Below are 20,594 nucleotides of genomic sequence, written 5' to 3' on the forward strand. Positions count from 1 at the left end.
GTGCTTCCACACTCGGAAGCACAGCGCACAATCGCGTCGCGACGACGCAGGCGTCGGGCCTGCGCGGCGACGCTGGGCCGTCGCGATGACGCCGGGTCCCGGCCGGCGCGATGACGCAGCGGCCGAGCCGACGGGCGGGGTGTCAGCCCTTGACAGAGCCCTCGGTGAGGCCGCCGCGCCAGAATCGCTGCAGCACCAGGATGAGGATCGCCAGCGGGATCACCGACAGCAGGGCGCCGCCGGTGGTGAGCTGGTAGAACTCCGGCAGACGATCCGTCTGGGCCCGCCAGTTGTCCAGGCCCAGGGTGATCGGGTACAGCTTCTCGTCGGCCAGCATGACCAGCGGGAGCATGTAGTTGTTCCAGATCGCGACGAACTGGAACAGCAGGATGGTCACGATCGCCGGGGTGAGCTGCGGAAGCGCGAGGCGGTGGAACAGCCCCAGCTCGCCGACGCCGTCGATGCGACCTGCCTCGAGCAGCTCGTCGGGCACCGCGGCGCCCGCGTAGATCGAGGCCAGGAACAGACCGAACGGGCTCACCAGCGACGGGATCAGCACTGCCCAGTAGGTGTTCGTGATCCCGATCGAGGAGAACACGAAGAACAGCGGCAGGGCCACGGCGGTGCCGGGGACCAGCACGCCGCCCAGGACCAGTCCGTACACGAGCTTCCGACCCCGGAAGCGGTACTTGGCCAGGGCGTACCCGGCGGCGACCGAGAAGTAGGTGGCCAGCACGGAGCCGACCCCGGAGTACAGCAGCGAGTTCAGCCCCCAGCGGGGGAAGATCCCGCCGTTGGCCGCGAACACGGCCTTGACGTTCTCCCACAGCTGGAAGTTCTCGCCGAACCAGAAGCCGCTGGTGCCGAAGAGGTCCTCGGTGGACTTGGTGGCGTTGATGACCACCCAGTACACCGGCACCAGGAAGTACAGCGCGACGATCGCGAGGATCGCGGTGAGAAGGATCGTGGTGGTCGGCTTGCGACCGGCGTCCCGGTTCCCGGCGCGGCCGTCGTCGCCCCGGGCGGCCTTGGCGGCATTGCCCAGGGGCTTGCTTCCCCGGGTGGCGGTGGCGGTGCTGCCCGCGGGGGTGTTGTCGGTGGTGTTCATCCGCGCTTCTCCATCCAGTTCGAGACCCCCAGCGCGATGGCCGAGAGCAGGAAGGCGGCGACCGCGATGATCACGGACTGCGCCGCGGCCATGCCGATGTCGTTGTACTGGAACGCGAACGCATAGGCGGACATGTTCGGGGTGTACTCCGAGGTGATGCCCGCGCTCATGGTCTGCAGCAGCCGCGGCTCGGCGAACAGCTGCAGGGTGCCGATGATCGAGAAGATCACCGTGAGCATCAGGGCCGGGCGGATCAGCGGGAGCTGGATCGAGGTCGCGACACGCAGCGAGCTGGCGCCGTCGAGCTTCGCGGCCTCGTAGAGCTCACCGGGGATCGACTTCAGCTGCGCGATGATGATGAGCATGTTGTAGCCCGTGTAGGTCCAGGTCACGATGTTCGCGATGGACCACAGCACCATGTTCGGGCCGAGGAAGTCGATGTTGATGCCCACGGCACCGAGGACGTCCACGATCGGGGACAGGCCCGGGATGTAGAGGAACGACCACAGGATCGTGGCGATGACGCCGGGGATGCCGTAGGGCAGGAAGTAGGTGGCGCGGAAGAATCCGGGCCACTTCGCCGAGGCGCTCTCGAGCAGCAGCGCGAGCACGGTGGCGGCGATGATCATGACCGTCACCTGCACGATGCCGAACAGGATCATGCGGCCGATGGAGGCCACGAAGTTCGCGTTCGTCAGGGCGGCGACGTAGTTGTCGAACCACGCGAAGCTGTTCGTCAGGCCACCCTCGCCGAGCAGGCCGGAGCGGGTGACGGTGGTGAAGCTGTACCCGATGGCCATGAAGATCGGCACGATCATCGTGCCGATGAAGACGATCAGGAAGGGTGCGAGCAGCACCCAGGGTGCGGTTCTGCTTCTCATCGTGCCTCCTCCGCATCCAGTCCCATGTCCCGCATGATCTTGATGATCTCCTTCTGCGAGTTCTCGAGCATGTCCACGAGCGTCTGCTCGCCGGCGACGGCCTGCGTGAAGCCGTCACCGATGATGGCCTGAGCCCGCTGCATCATCGGCGCCCAGGTCCAGTCGAGGTTCTGCCCCTCCGCCATCGGGACGATGACCTCCTCGTTGTAGTTCTGTCCGGAGAAGAACTCGGAGGGCTGCTGACGGATCTTGCCGATGTAGTCCTTGGCGGGCGACCAGCCGATGCCGGAGAACTCGATCATGGCGTCGATGCCCTCAGGGTCGGTGCACATCCAGGTGAGGAACTCCAGCGCCTCGACGGGATGCTTGCTGGTGGACAGCACCGCGGCCGACGAGCCGCCGTGGCCGCCGGAGGCGTAGCCGTCCTTCCAGCGCGGCATGGGCGCCACGGCCCACTTGCCGGAGCCGCCGGGGACGGACTCGGTCAGGGCGTCGGACCAGGAGCCGCTGATGGAGGCGAGCACCTTGCCGTCGCCGGCAGCCGCCATCCAGGGCGTGGAGTAGGAGCCGTAGCCGGTGCCGATGGTCTTCGAGGCGAGGATCTCGTCCCAGAAGTCGGCGACTCGCATCGAGTCCTCACCGAGCATGTCGACGATCCAGCCGTCCCCCTCGGGGCGGAACCAGACCGCGCCGGACTGCATGGCCCAGGCGATCGGGTGGGAGCCGTCGGAGGGATCCAGGCTGATGAACTGCTTGCCGGCCTCGGAGACGGCGGCCGCGGTCTCGCGGAACGCGTCCCAGGTGGCCGGGACCTGCAGTCCGAGCTCGTCCTCGAGGACCTCACGGTTGTAGAAGGTGGCCACGGGGCCGGTGTCCTGCGGAACGGCCCAGTAGGAGTCGCCGACCTTGACCTGGGCGATCGCGCCGGGGTCGAAGGCAGATGCCTGCTCGGCGAAGCCGTAGCGGGTGAGGTCGACCAGGGCGCCGGCGAGAGCGAACTCCGGGACCTGCCGCAGCTCGACCTGGGCGATGTCGGGACCGCCGCCCGCGGCGACCGCCGACAGGATCTTGGCGTAGCCGCCGGAATTGCCGCCTGGGATCCATGTCGTCTCGACCTTGATCCGGTCCTGGCTGGCGTTGTAGACGTCGGCGACCTTCTGCAGGTCCTTCAGCCAGGCCCAGTAGCTGATGGTGACGGGGCCGTCGGATGGGGGGATGGTCGCCTCGGCGTTGACGTTGCCGGGGTTCGGCGGGGCGCATGCGGCCAAGGCGGCGCCCATGCCGGCGGCACCGGAGGCGGCGAGTGCCGCGCGCCGTGTGTAGCTCTTCATGAGGGTGGTCTCCTTTCCTCCTCGTCGAGGGGTGAACGTTCACGATAGCCGGGTCCGGAGTGATTGCGACCACCCGGTTCGGACCGTGACCTGCGGGTGCGTCACATCACAAACGCGATCTTTGGCAACTTCGTGAACGAACCTCGTAGAACCCTACATTGTGATATGCGCATCGTCCGGCTCCGTGGGACATTCCTGGCGGCCGAGAAATAGTTTCACGGTGGTAGCGTGACCGCGCGGTGGCCCCGGCCGCCCTGCCCTCGTGCCCTTCCGCGCACGTCAGCGGCGCCTCCTCACCCCTTCTTCACCAAGGATCATCCCCATGGTCGACATCCGCCTGGATGCTCAGTGGATCGACTACGCGATCATCGCGTTGTACTTCGTGTTCGTGCTCGGCGTCGGCTGGTACGCCAAGCGCGGAGTCTCGAACTCCATCGAGTTCTTCCTCTCCGGCCGTTCGCTGCCCGCCTGGGTCACCGGCCTCGCCTTCATCTCCGCCAACCTCGGCGCCGTCGAGATCATGGGCATGTCCGCCACCGGCGCCCAGTACGGCATGCCGACCATGCACTACTTCTGGGTCGGCGCGATCCCCGCGATGCTGTTCCTCGGCGTCGTGATGATGCCGTTCTACTACGGCTCCAAGGTGCGCTCGGTCCCCGAGTTCATGCGCATGCGCTTCGGCACCGGCGCCCACCTGGTGAACTCGATCAGCTTCGCCGTCGCGCAGCTGCTGATCGCCGGCGTGAACCTGTCGCTGCTGGCCATCATCGTGAACCGCCTGCTGGGCTGGCCGATGTGGGTGGGCCTCGTGCTCGCCGCGGCGTTCGTGCTCTTCTACATCACCGTCGGCGGCCTCTCCGCCGCGATCTACAACGAAGTGCTGCAGTTCTTCGTGATCGTCGCGGCGCTGCTGCCGCTGACGCTCATCGGCCTGCACCGCGTGGGCGGCTGGAACGGCATGAAGGAGCGCATCGCCGGTGACGGCATGCTCGGCGACGAGCAGCTGCACTCCTGGCCCGGCCAGGCGCTGTCCGGTTTCGACAGCCCGATCCTCTCGGTCGTCGGCATCGTCTTCGGCCTCGGCTTCGTGCTCTCCTTCGGCTACTGGACCACGAACTTCGTGGAGGTCCAGCGGGCGATGGCGTCGAAGTCCATCACCGCCGCCCGGATGACGCCGATCATCGGCGCCTTCCCCAAGATGTTCATCCCGTTCATCGTGATCATCCCCGGCATGCTCGCCGCGGTGCTGGTCGGTGAGCTGACCGAGTTCAAGAAGCTGGACTTCGCGGGTGATGCCGCCGGCGCCGCCTCCACCGGCGTCACCTACAACGACGCCCTGCTGCTGCTCATGCGCGACGTGCTCCCCAACGGCCTGCTGGGCGTTGCGATCGCCGGCCTGCTGGCCGCGTTCATGGCCGGCATGGCCGCGAACATCTCGGCCTTCAACACCGTGATCACGTACGACCTCTACGAGCAGTACGTGAAGAAGGATGCGCCCGACGCGCACTACATCAAGGTGGGGCGCTTCGCGACCCTCGCCGCCTGCATCATCGCGATCTTCACCGCGCTGATCGCCGGCAGCTTCTCGAACCTGATGGACTACCTGCAGGCCCTCTTCGGGTTCTTCAACGCGCCGCTGTTCGCGACGTTCATCCTGGGCATGTTCTGGAAGCGGATGTCCCCGACCGCCGGCTGGGCCGGTCTGGTCGCGGGCACGCTCTCGGCCGTCGGCCTCTGGGCGGGTTCCACGTTCTTCCACCTCTTCGAGCTGCCGGGCCAGGGCCTCGCCTTCGTCTGCGCGGCCACCGCGTTCGTCGTCGACATCATCGTCTCCGTGGTGGTCACCCAGTTCACCGCGCCGAAGCCGGCGCACGAGCTGAAGGGCCTCGTCTACTCCGAGACCCCGAAGGCCGATCTGGTCGACGCCGACGAGAAGGATCTTCCCTTCTGGCGCCGCCCCGTCCCCATGGCGGGCATCGGCCTCGTCCTCGTCGTCATCCTGAACATCGTCTTCGCCTGAGCGCGGACGGAGGAGAACACTCATGAGTGCACACAAGGATCAGAGCCACGGCAAGCGCCGGGCCACCGGGGCCGAGCCGACGTCGGCCGCCACGCCGCCATCGGAGAACGCCTCGGCGTCGAGCGCCCCGCTCGGGGCCGACGCCGCACCCGAGGGCGCGGACGTCCAGACCGCCGGCGCCTTCGACATCCGCAACTTCATCGGCACGCTGCTGGGCCTCTTCTGCATCCTGCTGACGCTGATGGGCCTGTTCGCGTTCGACGACGCGGCGGCCGCGAAGACCGGCGGGATGAACGCCAACCTGTGGGCGGGCCTGGCCATGATCGTCGTGGCCATCGCCTTCGTCGTCTGGACGAAGCTGAACCCGATCCGCATGGTCGTCCGCGAGAACGAGGACGGCGCCGAGGTCCCCCGGGACATCGCTCCCCTCGACTGAGCGATGACCTGACCGGGCGGACCGGGCCGACCGGGCCGACACCCGCTCGACATCCGCTCTGCCCCGCCGAGTCCCGTTCGGCCCCCGCCGACACCCGCTCGACCCTCGCCGACACCCGCTCGACCTTCATCGAATCCCTCGATACGTGCCACTCACGGCACGTATCGGGGGATTTGCGCATCCCGAGCGTCCTAGCGAGTCCCGGAGGTGACGCCACCCCACTTCGATTCCCTCGAAACGTCCCGCCACGGGCACGTTTCAAGGGATTCAATGGATTCGCGCATCCCGGGTGTCGTAGCGGGCCCCGGAGCGGACGCCACCACACCTCGATTCCCTCGAAACGTCCCGCCACGGGCACGTTTCGAGGGAATCGCGCATCCCGCTCCCGAGCGGAGACGCCGCCCGCCACCACCACCGCCACCGAGCACCGCTGTTCGCACCGCCCGCGTAGCATCGACGCCGATGCCGTCCCCGACGAAGGAGCACGAGTGAACGCCCAGCCCACGACCCCCTCCCCCGAGGTCGACTCCGACGGGAGCTCCGCGAGCCCTGCCCCCGAGGACCACCTCGTCACGACGCTTCATTCGCTCACCCTGCCGGACGGGCCGCTGGACTACACCGCGACCGCCGGCACCGTGGTGCTGCGGGAGGAGCCCGAGGGTGAGGAGTACGGGCGCGGCGCCGCCTACGCCGAGCTGTTCTCCGTCTCCTATCTCGCCCAGGGCACCGACGATCCGCAGCGGCCCGTGATGTTCGCGTTCAACGGCGGCCCCGGGGCGTCGACCGTGTGGCTGCACCTGGGCCTGCTGGGCCCGCGCCGGGTCGACTCCGGGGATGCCGGTTCCCCGGCCGCTCCCCCGCACCAGCTGGTGGACAACCACGAGACGATCCTGCGCCACGCCGATCTCGTCGTGGTCGACGCGATGACCACGGGCTACTCGCGGCCCGCTCCCGGCGCGAAGCCCGCCCGTCATCACGGCTTGACGGCGGACCGCGACCTGATCGCCGCGTTCGTCATCGACTGGCTGACCCGCAACCAGCGCTGGACCTCCCCGATCCACCTCGCCGGCGAGTCCTACGGCACCACCCGCGCCTCCGCCGTCGCCGCTCACCTCATGGACCGCTACTACGTGGCGGTCGCGGGCGTCGTGCTGATCTCCCCCGTGCTCGACTTCGGCACCATCAGCTTCGACCCGGGCAACGACAGCCCCTACGTGCACTACCTGCCCACCTATGCGGCGATCGCGCATGCCCACGGCAAGCATGAGGGGCGCCTGCTGCAGGACGTGGTCGACGAGGCGGAGGCGTTCGCGGAGCAGGAGTACCCGGCGCTGCTCGCCGCGGGCCTGCGGCTCTCGTCGGAGCAGGTCCAGGAGGCGTCGGCCCGGATCGGCGCCCTCATCGGGATCGACCCGGAATGGGTGGAGCGGGCGAACCTGCGCGTCGAGCACCTGGCGTTCCTCGCCGAGCTGCTGCGTGACCAGGGCCTGGTCACCGGCCGCATCGACGGGCGGTTCACGGCGCCCGCGGGAGCGGGCAACGCGGCGACGATGGAGACGGACCCGTCGATCGACCAGCTCGCCCCGTCGTACACCGCGACGATCAACCAGTACCTGCGCACGGAGCTCGACTTCTCCAGCGACGTGGTCTACGAGATCATGTCCGGCCGGGTGCACCCGTGGAGCTACAAGGACTTCGAGAACCGCTCCGTCGAGGTCGCCTCGGATCTCTCCCGGCTCCTGCGGAAGTCCCCGCACACGACGGTCCTGGTCTCCCACGGCTATCACGACGCCGCGACCCCGTTCCATGCGAGCGAGCACGTGCTCGCCCAGCTCGCGATCCCGCGGGAGGACTACGCCGAGCGGATCCGCATCGAGTACTACGAGGCGGGGCACATGATGTACTGCCACGAGCCCAGCCGTCTCGCGCTCTCCCAGCACCTCGCGGAGTTCGTGACCGGCGAGGACGCAGCGGTCGAGGCCGCCCCCGACGAGGACTGACCCGGCGCCCTGAGAGCCGCGCGCCTCAGCTCTCGACGGGTCCGAACTTGCCCAGGGTCTCGTTGAGCGACTCGGCCGAGGACGGATGGGTCCAGATCCCGTTCTTCAGCTGCGTGGCAGTGGTGCCGGTGCGCATCGCGAGCGCGACGAGGTTGATGACCTCCTGCGCGTCGACGTGGAACAGCCGCGCCCCGAGGATCTCGTCGGACTGTGCGTCGACCACGAACCTCACGATCCCGCGCGGATCGCCGACGGCCTTCGGGCGCGGCATCGCCTTGATGGTCGCGACCTTCTGCGAGGCCACGAGCACGTCGCGTCCTGCGGCGAGCGCCTGGCCGGCGGTGAGGCCGACGGCCGCGAGCGGCGGGGTGAGGAAGGTGGTGGTGGGTACGGCGACCCGGTCCGTGGTGGTGCGCTCCCCGTCGCCCTGCAGCTGGGAGAGCACGATGCGGAAGTCGTCGAGGGAGAGGTAGGTCTGCTGCGCGCCGCCGTGGACGTCGCCGATCGCGAACACGCCCTCGGCGCTCGTGCGCAGATGCTCGTCGACCACGATCGCGCCGCGCTCGTCGACCTCGATCCCTGCCTGCTCGAGCCCGAGGTCGTCGGTCGCGGGGCGCCGGCCGGTGGCGAGCAGGACGGCATCGGCCTCGAGCCGGCGCTCCTCGGAGCCGACGCGCACGAGGACCACCGCACTCTCGGAACCGTCCTCGATCCGCACCGCGGAGGCCTCGTGCAGCACCCGGATGCCGTCACCCTCGAGCACGCTCGTGACCTCGGCGGCGACGTCCTCGTCCTCCTCGGGCAGCACGCGCTCACGACGGTTCACGAGCGTGACCTCGGCCCCGTACCCGGCGAACATCGAGGCGAACTCGAGGCCGATGGGACCGGCTCCGATCACGGTGAGGCGGGCGGGGAGCGGGTCCACGTGCTGCAGCGTCGTGGAATCGTGCACCCGCGGGGAGTCGATGCCGGGCAGGTCCGGCCGGGTCGGGGTGGCCCCGGTGTTCACGATGACCACGTCCGCCGAAGCGGTGAGCACGTCGTCGCCGCCGGTGACCTGCACCGTGCGGTCGGCGGTGAAACGGGCACGGCCGTCGATCAGGGTGACGGCGTCGAGGTCGGCGAGCATGTGGTGGTTGACGTCGCGCATCTTCCCCACCACGGTGTCGCGGCGCTCGACGGCGCGGGCCCAGAACTGCTGCGCGTCGTCGTCCTCACGGCGCTGCTCCGCGTCGTGGACGAGGGTCTTGGTGGGCACGCAGCCGATGTTGATGCAGGTGCCGCCGTGCATGGTGTCGAACTGCTCGACCATGCCCACACGCTTCCCCGCCCCGCCGAGCGTGGCGGCGAGGGTCTTGCCGCCCTTGCCCCAGCCGATCACGAGGACGTCGAAGGTCAGCTCGGGAGCGTCACCGGAGCCGCGGGCCGGTTCAGAGGCTCGGACAGATTCAGAGTCGCGGACAGGTTCAGTGGTCGAGGTGCTCATGGCCCCACCGTAAGCCTGGACCCCCGTACCCCGGCAGGCACTCGGCCCGTCGGACAGAGTTTTCCCACCCCTGCCGGAACCAGCAGGTGCACACTGGAGCCATGACCAGCCCGCTCATCGAAGACCACGCCCTGCTGTCGGACCAGCGCGCCACCGCCCTCGTGACCAGGGAAGGGGTCATCAACTGGCTGTGCCTGCCCCGCTTCGACTCCGACGCCCTCTTCTGCTCGCTGCTCGGCGACGACGAGAACGGGCACTGGTCGCTGCGGATCGCTGACGGCGAGGTCCTCTCGCGCCGCTACCTGCCCGGCACGATGGTGCTCGAGACGGTGTGGCGCTCCCCCACCGGGACCGCCACCGTCACCGAGTACATGCCGATCACCGGCGGCGGGGAATCCGGCACCGGAGCCGGCACCGACACCGGTGACTCCGACTCCGCCGTGGCCGATGCCGACAGCACCGGGGGTGAGGCGACCGGGTCCTCGCCGGGCCCCGGCAGCGCCTCCTCCCTCTCCGGGGACGTCGACGACCACGCGGACCTCGTGCGTCATGTGGAATGCCACGAGGGCGAGGTCGAGGTGCTCCAGGAGCTGAAGATCCGCTTCGAGTACGGGCAGGCGGTGCCCTGGGTGCGCCGCGGCGAGGACGAGGCCGGGAACCGTGTGCTGATCGCCGTCGCCGGCGGGGACGGCATCGCCCTGCACGGCCCCGCACTCACGCCCCACGGCCGGACCCACCGGGGCACGCAGCGCCTGCGCGCCGGGGAGAGCACGTGCTGGGTGCTCACCTGGTTCCCCTCCTGGCAGCAGGTGCCCGCCGCACTCGAGAGCGAGGCCGCCCTCGAGGCCACCATCGCGGAGTGGACCGGCTGGCTCGGCCAGGTGCGGGTCGACGCCGAGTACGAAGAACCGGTGACCCGCTCCCTGCTCGTGCTGCGGGCGCTGACCCACCGCCGCACCGGCGGCATCATCGCCGCCGCGACCACGAGCCTGCCCGAGGACTTCGGCGGGGTGCGCAACTGGGACTACCGCTACTGCTGGCTGCGCGACGCGGCCCTGTCCCTCGAGGCTCTGCTGGGCCACGGACACGTCGACGCCGCCGCGACCTGGCGCGACTGGCTGCTGCGGGCGATCGCCGGGGATCCGGAGCGGCTGCAGATCATGTACTCGATCACCGGGGACCGGAACCTGCCCGAGCGGGAGGTGCAGCATCTGGCGGGCTACGAGGGCTCGGTGCCGGTGCGGGTCGGCAACGGGGCGGCAGATCAGTACCAGGCGGACGTGGTGGGCGAGGTGATGATCGCCCTCGCGGCGATGCGCGATGCCGGCTTGGAGGAGACCGCCTGGTCGTGGCCGCTGCAGAAGGCACTGGTGCGCTACACCGAGGACCGGATCGACGAACCCGACCAGGGGATCTGGGAGATGCGCGGCGACCCCGCCTACTTCACCCATGGCCGGGTGATGGTGTGGGCGACCTTCGACCGCGCCGTCCGTGCCGTCGAGGATCACGGCCTGCCGGCCACCACGGAGCAGGTCACCCGCTGGAAGCACATCAGAGACCAGGTGCGCGAGGAGATCATGACCCGAGGGGTGGGGGCCGACGGAGCCTTCACCCAGACCTACGGCTCCACCGAGGTGGACGCCTCGCTGCTGCAGATCCCCCACACGGGCTTCCTGCCGGCGAACGACCCGCACATGCTCGCCACCGTGGCCCGCATCGAGCAGGATCTGCGCACCGAGGACGGACTGATCCTGCGTTACCGCACGCAGGGCCAGGACGGTCTGCCCGGGGATGAGCACCCCTTCCTGGTGTGCTGCTTCTGGCTGGTGGAGCAGTACGCCGCCTCCGGTCGCCGCGACGAGGCCGAGGCGCTCATGGAGCAGCTGCTGGGGTGCGCGAACGATCTGCACCTGCTGGCCGAGGAGTTCGACAGCGGCGCCGGACGCATGGCCGGGAACTTCCCGCAGGCCTTCAGCCACCTGGGCCTGATCCGCGCCGTCGACGCCCTCGCCACGACCCGGGACTGACTCCGCGGTCGGTCCCCGCCACGCGGCAAGGCCCTTCCACGCCGTCGGGCCCTGCCACGCCGTCGGGCCCTGCCACGCGGTCGGGCCCCGCCCGGCCGTCGGGTGCAGACTGGATGGACCACCCGTCGACGAAGGAGCACCCCATGGCTGACCTGCCCACCATCACCGCGTCCCGCATCGCCGAGCTGCTCGAGCGCACTCCGCGCAGCTCCTTCGTCGCCGGTCGCTTCCTCGGCGGCACCGCCTCCCTGGACGTGCTGGATCCCGCGACCGGGCGCGCCCTGACCCAGGTGGTCGACGCCGACGCGCCTGCCGTCGGCCTCAAGGCGCTGGATGCGGCGGTCGACGTGCAGGAGGACTGGGCCGCGACCACCCCGCGACAGCGCTCCGAGATCCTGCGCCGCGCCTACGACCTGTGCCATGAGCGGGCCGACGACCTCGCACTCCTCATGACCCTGGAGATGGGCAAGCCGCTCGCCGAGGCGTACGGGGAGGTCACCTACGGCGCGGAGTTCCTGCGCTGGTTCAGCGAGGAGGCGGTGCGCCTGCCTGGACGGTTCCGCCACGCCCCCGCCGCCGACGAGGCGATCCTGACCGTGGCCCGCCCCGTGGGCCCCACCCTGCTGATCACGCCCTGGAACTTCCCGCTGTCGATGGGCACCCGCAAGATCGCCCCGGCGCTCGCGGCCGGCTGCACCGTGGTGCTCAAGCCCGCGCAGAAGACCCCGCTGACCTCGCTGCTGCTGATGGAGATCCTCGCCGAGGCCGGAGTGCCCGCCGGCGTCGTGAACTGTGTGGTCAGCTCCGATTCGAAGGGGCTGAGCTCCACGCTGATGTCCGATCCGCGGCTGCGGAAGGTGTCCTTCACCGGCTCCACGCCCGTGGGCCGCACCCTGCTCGCCCAGGCGTCCGAGCACGTGCTGAAGGCGTCGATGGAGCTGGGCGGCAATGCACCCTTCCTCGTGCTGCCCTCCGCCGATGTCGAGACGGCGGTCAAGGCCGCGATGCTGGGCAAGTTCCGCAACAACGGCGAGGCCTGCACCGCCGCGAACCGCTTCTACGTGCACTCGTCCCTCGCGGAGGAGTTCACGGCGCGCCTCGCGGAGGAGACCGCGAAGCTCCAGGTCGGCCCCGGGATCGCGCCCGGCACGACCATGGGTCCGATGATCGACGCCGCCGCACTGGAGAAGATCGAGGATCTCGTCGCGGACGCCGTGGACCGCGGCGCCCGAGTGCTCGTGGGCGGTCGTCGACCGGCACCGGCCTCCCTCGCTGCAGGCGGCAGTGCCAGCACGGACAGCACGGACAGCACGGACAGCTCAGACAGCTCAAGCAGCGACGGCGGGTACTTCTACGAGCCCACCGTGCTGACCGACGTGCCGCGCGCTGCCCGCGTGAACCGCGAGGAGATCTTCGGCCCGGTCGCACCGATCATCGTGCTGGACGACATCGACGAGATGGTCGCCGCCGCCAACGACACCGAGTTCGGCCTCATGGCCTATGTGGCGGGCGAGGATCTCGGCGAGGTCACCGACGTGGCCGGCCGGATCGAGTCCGGGATGGTCGCGGTCAACATCGGCGTGGCCTCGGATCCGTCGGCCCCCTTCGGCGGCGTCAAGGAGTCGGGCCTGGGCCGCGAGGGGTCTCACGAGGGCATCACCGAGTTCCTCGAGATGACGTACGTGCGCCTGCCCCTGTGAGGGCCGACGACCCCGCGGGGGACGCTGGAGCCCGCTGACCTGACGACGCCATGACCAGGGACGACACCCAGGAGCTCACCTGGATGTCGCAGTATGGTCACGGAACTGGGCGAACCGTGTGACCTGGCTCCCAAACGGAGCGGCGACGCGTACTGTGACCGCTGTGACGACTCCCGCGATCCCGGGGCTCGAGACGACGACGTCCGACGAGCCGACGAAGCGCTCCCGCTCGCTCAACTGGCGGCATATCGGCCTGGCTGCCATCTTGATCGTGCCGAACATGATCCTGCTGGGCCTGTTCACCTACCGCCCGCTGATCGACAACTTCCGCATCTCCTTCTACAACTGGAACATCTCCTCGCCGGACATGCGGTTCGTGGGCCTGGGGAACTACATCGAGTGGTTCACCGACGACACCAGCTGGCAGATCGCCCGCAACACGTTGATCTTCACGCTCGTCGCGGTCATCGGCTCGATGGCACTGGGCCTCGCACTGGCCCTCCTGCTGGACCAGCACCTGCGCGCCCGCAACATGGTGCGCACCATGGTGTTCGCCCCGTACGTCATCTCCGGCGCCGCGATCGGCGTGGCCTTCCAGTTCGTGTTCGACCCCGGCTACGGCCTGGTCCAGGACGTGCTGGGCCGGCTCGGCCTGGACACCCCGGCGTTCTATCAGCATTCCGGCTGGGCGCTGTTCATGATCACCACCACCTACGTGTGGAAGAACCTCGGCTACACCTTCGTGATCTACCTGGCGGCCCTGCAGGGTCGTCGCTCCGACCTCGACGAGGCCGCCGAGATCGACGGGACGCCCGCCTGGCGGAAGTTCTGGCGGGTCACGCTGCCCCAGCTGAAGGGCACCACGTTCTTCCTGTCCGTCACGGTGCTGCTGAACTCGTTCCAGGTTTTCGACATCATCCAGGTGATGACCGAGGGCGGCCCCTTCGGCACCGGCACCTCGACGCTCATCTATCAGGTCTACCAGGAGACCTTCGTGAACAACCGAGCGGGCTACGGCGCCGCGGTCGCGACGATCATGTTCTTGATCGTCCTGGTCGTCACGCTCGTGCAGGTCAAGCTGCAGGACAAACAGGACTAGAGAAGGCCAGGAAGGCAAGGACGGAGGTACCCCCATGACGATGACCAACGACGCACAGGCCGTCCTGCCGCCCGTTCCCGGGCTCGAGGACGACGACCCGCCTCAGCTCACCCCCGCGCAGAAGAAGCGCGCCACCTCCCGGCACCTCGCCTTCCAGGGCGGGACCGCCGGGAAGCTCCTGGGCTACTTCGGGATGCTGGCCGCGGTGCTGCTGTTCTTCGTCCCCCTGTACTTCATCGTCGTCACCTCGCTGAAGACCCACGGGGACATCTACTCCAACCCCATCAGCTGGTTCCCCAATCCCTTCGCGCCGGAGAACTACTCCTACGTGATCAATGAGGTGCGGTTCGACAAGTACCTGCGCAACTCGGTCATCATCACGGGGATCCTCACCGTGGTCGAGGTCAGCCTCGGCGTGATGACCGCCTACGGCCTCTCGTTCCTGCGCTTCCCGGGGCGGAACCTGCTGTTCCTGCTGGTCATCGCGTCACTCATGGTGCCCAACCAGATCACCGTGATCTCCAACTACGCCCTCGTGGCCAGCTGGGGATGGCGCAACACCTTCCAGGGCATCATCGTGCCGCTGGCCGCGGTCGCCTTCGGCACCTTCCTGATGCGCAACCACTTCCTGTCGCTGCCCAAGGAGATCATGGAGGCCGCCGAGCTCGACGGCACGGGCTTCTTCCGCACCCTGTTCCGGGTGGTGCTGCCGATGTCCTGGCCCACCCTGGTCGCGTTCACGCTGATCACCGTGGTCAACGAGTGGAACCAGTACTTGTGGCCGTTCCTCATGTCGGACACCGACGCCGTGGCACCGCTGCCGATCGGCCTGACCCAGCTGCAGGACAACGAGGGCCTGACCAACTGGGGCCCGGTGATGGCCGGCACCGTCCTGACCACCGTCCCGATGCTCATCGTCTTCCTCATCCTGCAGAAGCAGATGATCAAGGGCCTGACCGCCGGGGCCGTGAAGGGGTGATGGCCGGGCGCCGAACACCGCGCCCTACCCTCTCCCCCGCCCCCTTCCTCGACCCGGCCGCTATCCGTCGGCCCCGCACCGTCCCCGCACCACCACACGAATCGGAGATCGACATGGCAACGACGCGACGTTCACTTCTCGGAATGGCCGGAGCCGGCAGCGCAGCCCTGGCACTGGCCGCCTGCGCCGGGGGCTCCACCTCCGCCGGCGGCGGCGGTGGCGGCAAGGGCGAGGAGGGCGACGGCTCCATCCAGTTCTGGTCCAACCACCCCGGCAGCTCGAAGGACCTCGAGCAGAAGATCATCGACGCCTGGAACAAGGACAACCCCGACAACCAGGCGAAGCTCATCGACGGCGGCGCCAGTTACGAGGAGCTCGGCCAGAAGTTCAACGCCGCGCTCGCCGGCGGCGGCCTGCCCGACCTGATCGTGGCCTCGGACGTCACCTGGTTCAACTTCGCCTTCACCGGCACCACCACCGCGATGGACGACCTGTGGAAGGAGGCCGAGGTCGACTCGGACGACTTCGTGGACACCCTGCGCGAGGACTACGAGTACGACGGCAAGCACTACGGCATGCCGTACTCGCGCTCCACGACCCTCATGTACTTCAACACCGAGGTGATGAAGAAGGCCGGGCTGCCCACCGACAAGGGCCCGGAGACCTGGGAGCAGTTCGCCGAATGGGCCCCGAAGATCCTCGACGCGAACGGCGGCAAGCCCGCCATCGTCATCCCGGACGGCTCCGACTACCTCGACTGGTTCTTCCAGGGGATCATCTGGACCTTCGGCGGCAACTACTCCAAGGAGTGGACCCCGACGTTCACCGAGCAGGGCTCGATCGACGCCGCGACCTTCCTCCAGGAGCAGGTCGCCGCGGGACACATCGGCATCGAGAAGGACGCCGCCAACGCGTTCTCCATCGGCAACTCCTCGGGGCTGCTGCAGTCCACCGGATCCCTGGGCGGCCTGAAGGAATCCGCGGAGTTCGACTTCCACACCACCTATCTGCCAGGCCCGACGCCCGGCGCCTGCACCGGCGGCGCCGGCATCGCGATCCCCGAGGGCATCAGCGACGAACGCAAGGTGATGGCCATGAAGTTCGCGGACTTCCTGACCAGCACGCAGAACACCATCACGTTCAGCCAGGCCACCGGGTACATGCCGGTGCGGAAGTCCGCGATGGAGGACGCCGAGGAGACGAAGTACCTCGAGGAGAACCCCAACGCCATGACGGCGATCCGCCAGCTGAGCGAGAACACGGCGCCGCAGGACTACGCCCGCGTGTTCGTCAGCGGCGGCGGTCAGCGCATCGGTGCCGGTCTGGACCGCATCGCGATCGCCCAGGAGGACGTCGCGACCGTCATGAAGGACCTGCAGGACGAGACGCAGAAGGTCATCGACCGGGACATCACCCCCAACCTGTGAGCACCCGACCGACCCCCTGAAGGAGCACGAGGAACACCATGGCCACCGTCGAGTACCAGCAGGCCTCCCGCATCTACGACCCGTCCCGCCCTCCCGCGGTCAACCGGGTCTCGCTCACCGTCGCCGACGGGGAGTTCCTGGTGCTGGTGGGGCCGTCCGGCAGCGGGAAGTCCACCGCGATGCGGATGCTGGCCGGGCTCGAACCGATCGACGAGGGAACCGTCCTCATCGACGACGTCGACGTCAGCGAGCTGCGCGCCCGGGATCGCGACGTGGCCATGGTGTTCCAGTCCTACGCCCTCTACCCGAACATGACCGCGCGCCAGAACATGGCATTCGCCCTGCAGAACGCGAAGATGCCGAAGGCGGAGATCACCCAGCAGGTCGAGCGCGCCGCCGCGATGCTCGAGCTCGAGCCGCTGCTGGACAAGAAGCCCTCGCAGATGTCCGGCGGTCAGCGCCAGCGGGTGGCCATGGGCCGCTCGATCGTGCGCAACCCCAAGGTGTTCTGCATGGACGAGCCGCTGTCGAACCTCGACGCGAAGCTGCGGGTGTCCACCCGTGCCCAGATCGGCTCGCTGCAGCGCGAACTGGGTGTGACCACGGTGTACGTCACCCACGACCAGACCGAGGCCATGACCATGGGCGATCGTGTCGCCGTGCTGCGCGAGGGCGTGCTGCAGCAGGTCGACGAGCCCACCCATCTCTATGAGCACCCCGGCAACACCTTCGTGGCCGGCTTCATCGGGTCTCCGGCGATGACCCTGATCGACGGGGCCACGGTGAGCTCCGACGGCCGCGCCCTGCTCGGCCCCGACCACGGCCTGGACATGGACTTGCCCCGTGAGTACGCCGAGAAGACCCCCGGCCAGGTCATCGTGGGCGTGCGCCCCGAGAACTGGGAGATCGTGGGCCACGGCGCCGCGCCGGAGGACGGCGGCGCCAGCATGCCCCTCACGGTGCGCCTGGTGGAGAAGCTCGGCGGAGAGGCCTTCCTCCACTGCCGCGCCCAGGAGACAGAGGGCATGACCGCGTCCGTGCGCGGGAGCCAGCTGGTGCTCCGGCTGGACCACGGCTTCAAGGGCATCGAGCCCGATACGACGATCCACGTGCGCCCCAAGCCCCGCACCAGCGTGTTCTTCCACCCCGAGAACGAGATCAACCTCGAGTACCTCTGACTCGAGTCTGACCGTCGGGTGAACGGGTGTAAAAAGTTTCAGCGTTAAAGTCCGCATTCCTCAGCGATGTGGGTCACATGCCGGTACGGTCGGGGAGGAACCTCATCCCCCATCTGCCGCCGGCGCTCCTTCGTGCCCGGCGCGACTAGGAGCCGACGTGCGCCCCCTTTCCCGAACTGTCATCTCATTCTCTGCTCTCGCCCTCGCCTCCGCGGGCCTCGCCGTCGGCGCCGGATCCGCCTCCGCGGCACTGACCACCCATTGCGACGGCGACGCCGCGGACGTCACCGTGCCCGGCGATCTCGTCGTCGACAAGGGCGACTCCTGCGTCCTGGACGGCGTGACCATCGAGGGCGAGGTGACGGTGAAGGCCGGCGCCGATCTGCTCATGACCGACTCGAGCATCGGGGATCGCGTCGTGGTCGCCTCCGAGGGCTACTTCGATGCCACCGGCACCGAGGTGGCAGGAAACCTGATCAGCAAGGGCGGCTACGGCGTCTACCTCGACGACTCCGCTCTGGGCGGGTCCTACACCGGGCGTGCCGTCGACGGGGCCGATCCCTTCCTGTACTCCTACGACTCCTCGATCGGGGGCAAGCTCACCGTGGAGCAGGGCCTCGTGCACCTGCAGACCGTGACCATCGACGGCGCTGTGAGCAGCGAGAACACGCTGTACACCGACATCATCGACTCGACCCTCGCGAAGGGGTTGACCGTCTCCGCGAACGAAGAGGGCACCTCCCTGTGCAGCAGCGAGGTCGACGGTGCGGCCACCTTCACCGGCAACTCGGGCGTGCAGCTCGGCACCGGTGGCGGCCTCGTCGACTGCGAGGACGGCAACTACTTCGGCTCCGACGTGACCCTCTCGGACAACCTCGACGGCGTCGACGTCTCGGGCAACATCATCCGTGGCGCACTGACCGGCGAGGGCAACGATCCGGCACCGACCGGCACCGACAACCGCGTGCGCGGGGAGATGGGCGGCCAGTTCACCGACCTCGCACCGGCTGCGCAGAAGGCCCAGGCCTTCGCCGCGACCGCCGGTCCCGAGGCCCACGCCGATGGCCTCGACTCCCAGCGCGCCGACCGTCGCGCCACCGCCGAGCAGAAGGCCGCGGAGGCAGGCCCCGCGAACCTGGGCTGATCGCTCCAGCCACTCCCCGACCGCGGCCGGCATTCGTCTCGGCCGCGGTCGGCACTCGTCGGCCGCGGTCGGCCCTCGTCGGCCGCGGTCGTCCGGTTCGACCGCGGTGTCTGTCAGGGGGCTGCCGCTTAGGCTTCCCCCATGGGCACCACCATCTATCTCACCGGCGAGGCCAAAGCGCCGAGCAACAATCCGATCACATCGCAGTGGGGATTGTTCTTCATCGGTCTCATCGTCGATACTGAGACCCACGTCATCACGGCAGCGGATTGCACCGCCACGCTGACCCTCACCGTCGAGTTCGTTCGCGAACTGCTGGTGGGTCGTTCGTTGCTCGATGACGATTCCCTGGTGGAGTCGATCACCGACAGGTACCACGGGTCCTCGCAGAGGGCGCTTGCCACAGCAGTGCGCAACGCCGCCGCGAAGTACCGCGACTTGTCGGCCGACGTCACCGCCTAACTTCAAAAGCGCCCACCGTCTGCCCGGAACCTCACCGAACCGGATCCCGTCGGAAGCACCCGGATCACGCCTCGCCCGAGGCGGCGATCCCTGGTGCTTCCGATTTTTTTGTGCCCGACGGCGGCGACTTCCTGACCGACGAGGAGATCTCCCGTGATCACCGATGGCCTGCTGATGCTCGGAGTCCTGCTGGGACTGTCGTGCGTGCTGATCGTGCTCGAGCGCACGACCGGCTGGAAACTGTTCAAGTTCGTGCCCGGCATGGTGCTGATGTACCTGCTGTGCGCGGCTCTCAACACGCTCGGCGTGTTCGGCGACGACGAGGCGACCCGCGAGCCCATCGCCCAGGTCAAGACCGTGCTGCTGCCAGCGATGATCCTGCTGTTCCTGTTCGGCTGCGATCTGCGCAAGATCATCAAGCTCGGCCCGAAGCTGCTGCTGACGTACTTCGTCGCCGCAGCCTCGCTGTTCCTGGGGATGGTCGGGGTGTACGTCGTCTTCCAGAGCTTCGTGCACACCGAGGCCTGGAAGGTGTTCGGCGCCCTGCTGGCCTCCTGGACCGGCGGCAGCGCCAACATGGTCGCCGTGCAGGACATCCTGCAGGCACCGGAGTCGATCTTCGGCTATGCCCTGATCACCGACACGATCATCTACTCCGTCTGGCTGATGGCGATGTTCGCCTCGGTCGCCGTGTCCCCCAAGTTCAACAAGTGGACCAAGGCGGACACCTCCTACCTCGACGCCCATGAAGGAGCCTATGAGACCGACAAGAAGCCGGTCACCGCCACCTCGCTGTCGATCGTCGTGTTCGGCTCGATCTTCGTCTCCACCCTCGCGATCTGGGTCGGCGGGCTGCTCCCGGAGTGGGGCACGGTCGTCAACGCCACCACCTGGACCATCCTCATCGTCTCCGTGCTGGGACTGCTGATCGCCCTCACGCCGCTCGGCGAGACCGCCGGGTCCAGCGAGGTCGCCGGCCTGATGCTGTTCGTGGTGATCGGTCAGATCGCCTCGGGCTCGGACTTCTCCGCCCTCACCCAGGCACCGATCTACCTGCTCATGGGCCTGCTCGTGCTGATCATCCACGCCGCGATCATGGTGGTCTACGCGAAGCTCACCAAGACCGAGCTGTTCTCCCTGGCCGTGGCCTCGACCGCGAACATCGGAGGCATCGCCTCCGCGCCCGTCGTCGCCGCGGCCTTCAACCGTCAGCTGGTGCCGGTCGGCGTGCTGTTCGCCCTGATCGGCTCGTTCCTGGGCACGTTCGTGGGCCTGATGGCCGCCCAGCTCATGTCCGCGCTGTGAGAGAGGGGAAC

Annotated in this window: 16 protein-coding genes; 12 read left to right on the forward strand and 4 right to left on the reverse strand. The window is 68.5% G+C overall.

The genetic code is table 11. From position 1 onward, the window contains the following. Positions 1-142 precede the first annotated feature (142 nt). The 3 genes from ACT3UL_RS11535 to ACT3UL_RS11545 are packed head-to-tail and all read right to left on the reverse strand — an operon-like array spanning position 143 to position 3,320. Positions 143-1,108 carry a carbohydrate ABC transporter permease gene (locus ACT3UL_RS11535; RefSeq protein ID WP_444578341.1) on the reverse strand — a complete coding sequence of 322 codons (966 nt, stop codon included), beginning with the start codon at positions 1,106-1,108 and terminating at the stop codon, positions 143-145. Next, complete coding sequence (locus ACT3UL_RS11540) at positions 1,105-1,989, reverse strand: carbohydrate ABC transporter permease (protein ID WP_444578342.1); 885 nt, start codon at positions 1,987-1,989, stop codon at positions 1,105-1,107. Before ACT3UL_RS11540 ends, ACT3UL_RS11535 begins: the two co-directional genes overlap by 4 nt. Continuing rightward, positions 1,986-3,320 carry an ABC transporter substrate-binding protein gene (locus ACT3UL_RS11545; protein ID WP_444578343.1) on the reverse strand — a complete coding sequence of 445 codons (1,335 nt, stop codon included), beginning with the start codon at positions 3,318-3,320 and terminating at the stop codon, positions 1,986-1,988. The genes ACT3UL_RS11540 and ACT3UL_RS11545 overlap by 4 nt, the downstream gene beginning before the upstream one ends. Positions 3,321-3,642: 322 nt before the next feature. Between ACT3UL_RS11545 and ACT3UL_RS11550 the strand changes: the two genes are divergently transcribed. The 3 genes from ACT3UL_RS11550 (at position 3,643) to ACT3UL_RS11560 (ending at position 7,776) form a co-directional block, all read left to right on the forward strand. Continuing rightward, positions 3,643-5,340 carry a sodium:solute symporter family protein gene (locus ACT3UL_RS11550; protein ID WP_444578344.1) on the forward strand — a complete coding sequence of 566 codons (1,698 nt, stop codon included), beginning with the start codon at positions 3,643-3,645 and terminating at the stop codon, positions 5,338-5,340. A gap of 22 nt (positions 5,341-5,362) precedes the next feature. Continuing rightward, the gene (locus ACT3UL_RS11555; protein WP_444578345.1) at positions 5,363-5,776 is read left to right on the forward strand and encodes a hypothetical protein; all 414 of its coding nucleotides are present in this window, start codon (positions 5,363-5,365) and stop codon (positions 5,774-5,776) included. A gap of 488 nt (positions 5,777-6,264) precedes the next feature. After that, a complete protein-coding gene (locus tag ACT3UL_RS11560) occupies positions 6,265-7,776 on the forward strand; it encodes a S10 family peptidase (RefSeq protein WP_444578346.1) in 1,512 nt (503 codons plus the stop codon). A gap of 25 nt (positions 7,777-7,801) precedes the next feature. On the opposite strand, the gene ACT3UL_RS11565 is transcribed toward ACT3UL_RS11560, so the two are convergent. Further along, positions 7,802-9,262, reverse strand: coding sequence for an FAD-dependent oxidoreductase (locus ACT3UL_RS11565; protein ID WP_444578347.1), 1,461 nt, complete (start codon positions 9,260-9,262; stop codon positions 7,802-7,804). Between the two features lie 101 nt (positions 9,263-9,363). On the opposite strand from ACT3UL_RS11565, the gene ACT3UL_RS11570 reads away from it, so the two are divergent. The 9 genes from ACT3UL_RS11570 (at position 9,364) to ACT3UL_RS11610 (ending at position 20,583) form a co-directional block, all read left to right on the forward strand. Beyond that, positions 9,364-11,289 carry a glycoside hydrolase family 15 protein gene (locus ACT3UL_RS11570; RefSeq protein ID WP_444578348.1) on the forward strand — a complete coding sequence of 642 codons (1,926 nt, stop codon included), beginning with the start codon at positions 9,364-9,366 and terminating at the stop codon, positions 11,287-11,289. Positions 11,290-11,432: 143 nt separating this feature from the next. Beyond that, entirely contained in the window at positions 11,433-12,989 is a 1,557-nt protein-coding gene (locus ACT3UL_RS11575) for an NAD-dependent succinate-semialdehyde dehydrogenase (RefSeq protein ID WP_444578349.1), read from the forward strand. A gap of 163 nt (positions 12,990-13,152) precedes the next feature. Further along, positions 13,153-14,088, forward strand: coding sequence for a carbohydrate ABC transporter permease (locus tag ACT3UL_RS11580; protein ID WP_319021515.1), 936 nt, complete (start codon positions 13,153-13,155; stop codon positions 14,086-14,088). A gap of 34 nt (positions 14,089-14,122) precedes the next feature. Beyond that, on the forward strand, positions 14,123-15,067 hold the full coding sequence (locus tag ACT3UL_RS11585) for a carbohydrate ABC transporter permease (protein WP_443335884.1): 945 nt from the start codon (positions 14,123-14,125) through the stop codon (positions 15,065-15,067). Between the two features lie 113 nt (positions 15,068-15,180). After that, positions 15,181-16,494 (forward strand): ABC transporter substrate-binding protein, encoded by a 1,314-nt coding sequence (locus ACT3UL_RS11590; RefSeq protein WP_193116600.1) that lies wholly within the window; start codon positions 15,181-15,183, stop codon positions 16,492-16,494. Between the two features lie 38 nt (positions 16,495-16,532). Further along, positions 16,533-17,672 (forward strand): ABC transporter ATP-binding protein, encoded by a 1,140-nt coding sequence (locus tag ACT3UL_RS11595; protein ID WP_444578350.1) that lies wholly within the window; start codon positions 16,533-16,535, stop codon positions 17,670-17,672. A gap of 157 nt (positions 17,673-17,829) precedes the next feature. Next, positions 17,830-18,816: a hypothetical protein gene (locus ACT3UL_RS11600; RefSeq protein WP_444578351.1), complete on the forward strand. Its 987-nt coding sequence runs from the start codon at positions 17,830-17,832 to the stop codon at positions 18,814-18,816. A 141-nt stretch (positions 18,817-18,957) separates the two neighbouring features. After that, positions 18,958-19,278: a DUF3870 domain-containing protein gene (locus ACT3UL_RS11605; protein WP_193116597.1), complete on the forward strand. Its 321-nt coding sequence runs from the start codon at positions 18,958-18,960 to the stop codon at positions 19,276-19,278. Positions 19,279-19,431: 153 nt separating this feature from the next. Then, positions 19,432-20,583 (forward strand): DUF819 family protein, encoded by a 1,152-nt coding sequence (locus ACT3UL_RS11610; protein WP_444578352.1) that lies wholly within the window; start codon positions 19,432-19,434, stop codon positions 20,581-20,583. The last annotated feature ends 11 nt before the right edge of the window (positions 20,584-20,594 follow it).

It is taken from the genome of Brachybacterium sp. 107 (assembly GCF_052379725.1).
Classification (GTDB): Bacteria; Actinomycetota; Actinomycetes; order Actinomycetales; family Dermabacteraceae; genus Brachybacterium.